Annotated in this window: 5 protein-coding genes; 2 read left to right on the forward strand and 3 right to left on the reverse strand. The window is 42.7% G+C overall.

Annotated features, from left to right (window positions below; translation table 11 throughout):
- On the forward strand, window positions 1-743 hold a 743-nt coding region (locus Q0340_RS06270; RefSeq protein WP_298082593.1), incomplete at its 5' end, for a hypothetical protein.
- A 539-nt stretch (window positions 744-1,282) separates the two neighbouring features.
- Here the strand turns inward: Q0340_RS06270 and Q0340_RS06275 are convergent.
- Entirely contained in the window at window positions 1,283-1,915 is a 633-nt protein-coding gene (locus Q0340_RS06275; RefSeq protein WP_298082594.1) for a hypothetical protein, read from the reverse strand.
- 206 nt (window positions 1,916-2,121) lie between these two features.
- The gene (locus Q0340_RS06280) at window positions 2,122-3,534 is read right to left on the reverse strand and encodes an RluA family pseudouridine synthase (protein ID WP_298082595.1); all 1,413 of its coding nucleotides are present in this window, start codon (window positions 3,532-3,534) and stop codon (window positions 2,122-2,124) included.
- 75 nt (window positions 3,535-3,609) lie between these two features.
- Here Q0340_RS06280 and purB point away from each other — a divergent pair, with 75 nt between their 5' ends.
- On the forward strand, window positions 3,610-4,941 hold the full coding sequence (gene purB / locus Q0340_RS06285) for an adenylosuccinate lyase (RefSeq protein WP_298082596.1): 1,332 nt from the start codon (window positions 3,610-3,612) through the stop codon (window positions 4,939-4,941).
- Window positions 4,942-5,751: 810 nt separating this feature from the next.
- Here purB and Q0340_RS06290 read toward each other — a convergent pair.
- Window positions 5,752-6,325: hypothetical protein (locus Q0340_RS06290; RefSeq protein ID WP_298082597.1), on the reverse strand; the 574-nt coding region annotated here is incomplete at its 5' end.

The following is a 6,325-nucleotide window of genomic DNA, read 5'->3' on the forward strand; positions in this document are numbered from 1 at the left end:
TAATGGACGAGATCGGCGTTTTCTTAGACAGATCGCTGCTTAAAAAATCCAAGATTACAAAGGCGGAAATTATCCGCTTTATCGAGGTAAAATGGGCGGAGGCGGACGATGAGAAATACCGCGTCTACGACTCATACATCTACGCGGCGCGCATGGTGAATGAGTACAAATGGGCGGGCGACGCCCCAAATATGCTGCGCTGGCTAGGCGAGATGGATAAGCACGCCAGAAGCAATGAAAATCCGTCCTACGTGAGCGATTATTACAAGGGCGAATGCTGCTTGGAGTGCGGCGCGGAGCAGGAGGCGCTTAAATTTTTGCGCAAAAGTTACGAAGCGAATGAGGAGTATCTTTTCACCCGTAGCCCAAAGGTCGCGGAGTTTTTTAATGCACATCTTGCGGAGTCTAAAATTTTACTTAAATTTGAAGATGAAGAATACGAGGACTTTAGTTTCCCGCTGCGGCTGGAGTATTTCGGTAAAGCTTTAGAGCAAGAGGGCGAGTTTTGCTGCACCTTTTTAGATGAAGATAGCGAAGAGACGGGCGAGCCAAGCCAGGCGCAATCGGACGCACTAGAGTTTCTAAAGCAAAATCAGGAAGAAATTTTAACGGGCGTCTTAGCTGAAATTTTAAAAAACTACCCAAAATGGCAGGAGATCTACGACTATCCGAGCGAGACGAAAAGCGATTTCATGCCGGGCATCAGCACGCCGCAGGAGCTTAGCGAACTATTGGAGCTGTAAAATATCTATATCATAGACAGTGCGAAAATCGGCTTTGAGTTTAGCTGCTCGTGGGATATAGAACACGGCTTGGGCGTAATGACGCGCAAAGGCAAGGTCATTAATATCGGTGAAGCGAAAGTAGCGTTTATGGCTATTTGAATAAAATAAACCAAATTTTAAAGCATAAAACAAATTTTTATAGTTACTTTTAGGCTAAATTTTACGCATTTTTTTATCACTTTTACCATATGCAAATACAAGAAGCCAAAATAATAAAAATTAACTGCCGCGTCTTAATCTTACACACATCTTACCGATCAAATTTCGCACTAATTTGCAATTATGATTGTATAAATGAATGGGTATAGAATTTTAGCGATACAACGAGGAATATAGCATTTCTATTTGCTGTTTAGAAAGTTTCGCGCTTACAATATATATGTCGCCATTCAACTTCTATATTACATACCAAACCAAAACAAATAACTAAAACAATCCACAGTTCTTACCTCTCCCTCTGTCTTTCAAGTTTTTATACTATAGATACTAAAGAATAATTATAGCCCAAAGCCCATACCTCTGCTTGGTGGTGTTATCTCTATTGTAAGCTCTTGTTTTTTACTATTCTCCAGATGAAGCACCCTCTTGCAATATTCCCCAAAAGAAGCAACTACCGTTTTGCTCCCTATGCTTGCTACCAATGCCGAGCTTTCTAAATTAACAGAGCTTCCCGCCCCGCCCTTTTGCTTAAAAAGAAAATTGGCGTATTCGTCAAATTCTCTTTTAAATATTCCATATTCTTTATTGCATTTTTTAAAAGAATCAACATCGGATTTAAAATCTTTTATGCTACCGCCCAACTTATCTTGAAGCATCCAATATTTATGCGCTCTGAGCTCAAATTTACCGTAATTTTCGCTACCGAAAATAAATATATGAAACCCACCGTCTAGCCAAGTTGAATTATATGCTTTTATGGCCTTAGCGCTTTTTTCCCAATCTGCATATTTTCTCTTTTCTGAGGATAAATTCTCGAATGCCCTTTTAAACTCTATAAGTAAAAACTTCCCATTGTTATGTGTTAAGGCATCACCTATTTTTTCTACATCACCATCAAGTGGAGCTATATCGATGTCCAACAAACACTGCTTTACAAAATAATACTCCACTGTTTTTTCCCACCACAACATTTTCATCCTTTATTCAAAATTACTAATATTCTAATTGTGAATTATAGCCATCGCAAAATAAAATCGTCTTAAAATTTTCAAATAACTATAGATGAGAAATTAATAAATTAAACGCCGTTGTAATCACAAAATTTTATAAAAACCAGCAAAAGCAAAATCCTAGTCATAAAAATAATCGCCACCACCTCAAAATTTTATTAAGTTACCTAAATTTTACCGATTTTCGCGAAATTATAAAACTCTCTTGCGGCGTCAAATTCGGTTTTTATCTCGTATCGTTCGCCACTCAGTTCAAAGCAAATCGCATTCGCGTGCAGTAGCAATCTAGGCGCCCCTGTCGTCCTGATCCGCTCCGTCTCATCCATCTTTTTATCCAATATCCACTCCGCTTGCTCGCGCGAAAGCCCGTACAGCGGCTCTCCCAATATCGGCGCACCCGCGGCAAATAGATGCAGCCTGATCTGATGCTGCCTACCCGTCAGCGGATAGCACTCGATCAGGCTAGCGTCTATGTCCGAGAAATATCGCAGCGGGCGTATCAGCGTGATCGCCTCCTTACCGTCGCGCGATATTTTCATACGAATTTTAAGATCGGCAAACTCGTCGCTAGGAGCGATCGGAGCATCAATCACAAACCCCTCAAAATCCTTTAAAAATTTCAGTTTTTCGCTAAATTTTGCGTATTTTGTAGGCTCGAATTTTTTCAAATTTACGTAGCCCGTAGAAATAGCCGGCATAGATTTGACCGCAGATAAGGCGCAAGGTTTATGCCCGTTATCCGCGCTACTCATCGCGATAGCGGATTTAAGCTTATCACTCACGCCGCAGGATAAGGCATCAAATTCAGATCCGCTACCAACATCGCCAGTAGGAGCGCCGGAATTAAATTTAACCTGCGCGCCGCCAGATAGAGTGCTGCGCCATAATCCCCTACTCACATTACCAGACAAGGTATTAAATCCAAATTTATCGCCTACTCCTTTTAGAGCTAGTGTATCGCGCAGATCCGATATGCTACTTGGCAAACTCACAGCATTGCCCGCAAATTTTGATCCGCAAATTTCATCAAAGCCTAGAGCATAGCAACTCTCTATCTCTCCATTGCAAGCAGCACCTTGCAAATCACCTCGCAAGCCCTCCCTCAAATCTCCTTGCACGAGCGCTAGATAGCTTTTCATCACTCTACGCTGTTCGAAGCACTCTTTGAGCTCGCGCGCCGCGTCTTTATCTTTAGCGACGATCAAAACGCCGCTGGTTTCGAGATCGAGCCTGTGCGCCACGCACGCGTCCTGCCCGTATAGCGACCAGATCTCGTCATACATATTATAAGGCGAGTTGCGCCCGCTCGGATGGCTAAGAATTCCGCTTGGTTTGTCAAATGCCGCAAACGCATCGCACTCAAAGATCGGCTTCAGTCCGCGCGGCTTGCATTTGTAATCGATCAAAAAAATTTCTCCGTGCGCGACAGAGTTTTTATGTAAATTTTGATCCTCTGCATCGGTTACGCGATGCTTGTCACAGATGCGCTGCGCGGATTTCATATCGTATCCGAGGCTAAGCAGAATTTCGTAAATTTTGCGTCCCTCAAAGCCTCCCAGGCTTCTTTTCTCATAACCCATATTAAACTTTCAGCCCCATTTTTATATAATTTTTGCCATCATTATACAAGAAATTCTAACCGAAAGGCTACTAAAATGGTCGAAAGATACGCAAGAAAAGAGATGTCTGAAAAATGGAGCTTGCAAGCCAAATACGACGCGTGGCTAAAAGTCGAGCTCGCGGCGGTTAAGGCGTGGAATAAACTAGGTCTAATAAGCGACTGCGATAAAGATAAAATTCTACAAAACGCAAGCTTTAGGATCGAGCGGATAGATGAGATCGAAAAGACGACCAAGCACGACGTCATCGCGTTTCTAACGAGCGTGAGTGAGAGCCTTGGGCAGGAGAGCCGCTTCGTGCATTACGGCATGACTAGCAGCGATTGCATCGATACCGCCGTCGCGCTACAAATCAAAGAAAGCATGGAGCTTATCATTGAGGATGTGCAAAATTTAAAAGCCGCAATAAAATCTCAAGCCATGAAGCATAAAATGACACTGATGGTCGGGCGCAGCCACGGTATCCACGGCGAGCCGATCACTTTCGGACTCGTGCTTGCGGTCTGGTATGATGAGATAAATCGCGCGCTAGAGCTTTTGCAACACGCAAAAAGCGTCATCAGCTACGGCAAAATAAGCGGTGCTATGGGGAATTTCGCCCACGCTCCACTAGAGCTGGAAGAGCTAGTGTGCGAATATCTGGGGCTAAAGCCCGCTCCCGCATCCAATCAAGTCATCCAGCGCGATCGCTACGCGCAGGTAATGAGCGCACTTGCGATCCTGGCTTCCAGCTGCGAAAAGATCGCTATCGCAATCCGCCACTATCAACGCACCGAGGTTTATGAGGCGGAGGAATTTTTTAGCCCAGGTCAAAAGGGCAGCTCTGCGATGCCGCACAAACGAAATCCTGTGCTTAGCGAAAACGTAACGGGACTATGTCGTATGATCCGTAGCTTCGCAATACCCGCGATGGAGGACGTAGCACTATGGCACGAACGCGACATCAGCCATAGCTCAGTCGAGCGATTTATCCTCCCTGATGGCTTTATAACCGCCGATTTTATGCTAAATCGCTTGACGAACTTGATCGAAAAACTGCTCGTATATCCTGAAAATATGATGAGAAATCTAAATTTAACCGGTGGGCTCGTGTTTTCGCAGCGCGTGCTGCTAGAGCTGCCTAAACGAGGAGTTAGCAGAGAGGATGCCTATAAGATCGTACAGCGTAACGCGATGAAGGTCTGGGCGGATCTGCAAGAGGGCAAAAAAGCTATAGATGAGCAAGGGCATAGCCTGTTTTTGCAAAATCTGCTCGCAGATACAAAGCTGCGAGAAAAACTAAGCGAAAGCGAGATCAAAGAGTGCTTCGACTACGGATATTACACCAAAAACGTGGACGCGATTTTCGCTAGGGTTTTTGGCAAATAGCAGGCACGACGACTTGCTATTTTAAAGCTCCGAACGGGCCTACAAAATATAGCGAAGTAGCTAGAAATTTATGTTTGCGCCGAAGTATTTTAAAAACAGCGATTGAAATTTTAAAATTTTGATAAAGATAAAATTTTAGTAAAAGCGTAGCGCTTGCGGATAAATCTGGCATCTAAATCCGCACGACAGGCATCCACCACTTTTACCGCGAATTTTTCTACGGTTGCAACTAATCTTAAAATCGTAAAAATTTAATGCTTTAAAACGGTAAAATTATAAAATTCTTAGACGCAGTAGTTTTAGAATTTTACCGCAAAATTTAAGTGCTAATCCCGAAGATGTAAATGCGAGATTTCCATAAAGCAAAATGGCATTTTTACGTCGTACTCGAACTAGGGGTCGTGAGATATCCGAAGCAATTATGAAACAAATTTAAAGTGGCAAATGGAGACATTGATAAAATTCCGCTTTTTCAACTTGAAATTATAACGATTCTTAGAAAAAAGCGGATTGAGTAAAATTTCATAAATTCCGTCAATTTAAGCGCTTAGCAGATAGCACTAAAAATAGGAAATTAAGCTTGGATAATGATATTTTTAAAAATTTTAAAATTTTATACGCGTAAGCGGGTAAAATTTGATGTCTAGTACCGGCAACACCCTTGATTATCATATAATTGCATCTGAATTGCTCGCAAATTTCGGATTAAACAATCCTGCCTGCAATTTGACATCTAATAATTATTTGGAATTTAAAAGCGGATGGAGCGGGAGTTCGTTCGCTCCATCCTGCGCTAGCACATTATAATTTTTAGAATTTAAAGTTATACCCCAGATAAATTCCATGGTTGGTCTCTCTGACGTCTTTCATATCCTTTTCATCGCTAGTTTTTCCATATTTTGTATAATCCGCTTTGTAGCCGAACTCAATCTCGTTATGCTCATCAAAGCTATATAGCCCGCCCAGTCTTGCGCCAATGACCCAACCCGGTGCGGTCTTAGATGCGGAGCCGCTAGTGCCGTCAAAGTCGTTATAAGAATCTTTGTATTTCAAAAACGAAACCCCCGTATATGCGCCCGCTACTAGCCTAAAGCCATTTGTAATCTCAGGCGTAAAATCCCCACCTACTAGCAGGCTATGTTTGCTCCACTCGTGCTTGAAATTTCCATATTCATCACTGCCGCTTTTTGAAGTCTTGAAATCATACATATACTCACCGTATACCCTAGCTATATCAAAATCATAGCCGCCTTTAAAACCTATCGCAGCTTGCCCTTTACTGTCTTTATCTGTATCCGAATAATCCTCGTCCGTCCACTTAGAAGTAATGCTAGATTTAAATGAATAATCTCCCTCGATGCCTAAAAGTAAACCCTCGCTAGAG

Origin of the sequence: uncultured Campylobacter sp., assembly GCF_938045595.1 — a bacterium.
Lineage (GTDB): Bacteria > Campylobacterota > Campylobacteria > Campylobacterales > Campylobacteraceae > Campylobacter_B.

Excerpts from the sequence above, each read along its gene's own strand:
- Q0340_RS06280 (WP_298082595.1), bottom strand. The coding sequence starts at position 3,534 with ATGGGTTATGAGAAAAGAAGCCTGGGAGGCTTTGAGGGACGCAAAATT.
- Q0340_RS06275 (WP_298082594.1), bottom strand. The coding sequence starts at position 1,915 with ATGTTGTGGTGGGAAAAAACAGTGGAGTATTATTTTGTAAAGCAGTGT.
- purB (WP_298082596.1), top strand. The coding sequence starts at position 3,610 with ATGGTCGAAAGATACGCAAGAAAAGAGATGTCTGAAAAATGGAGCTTG.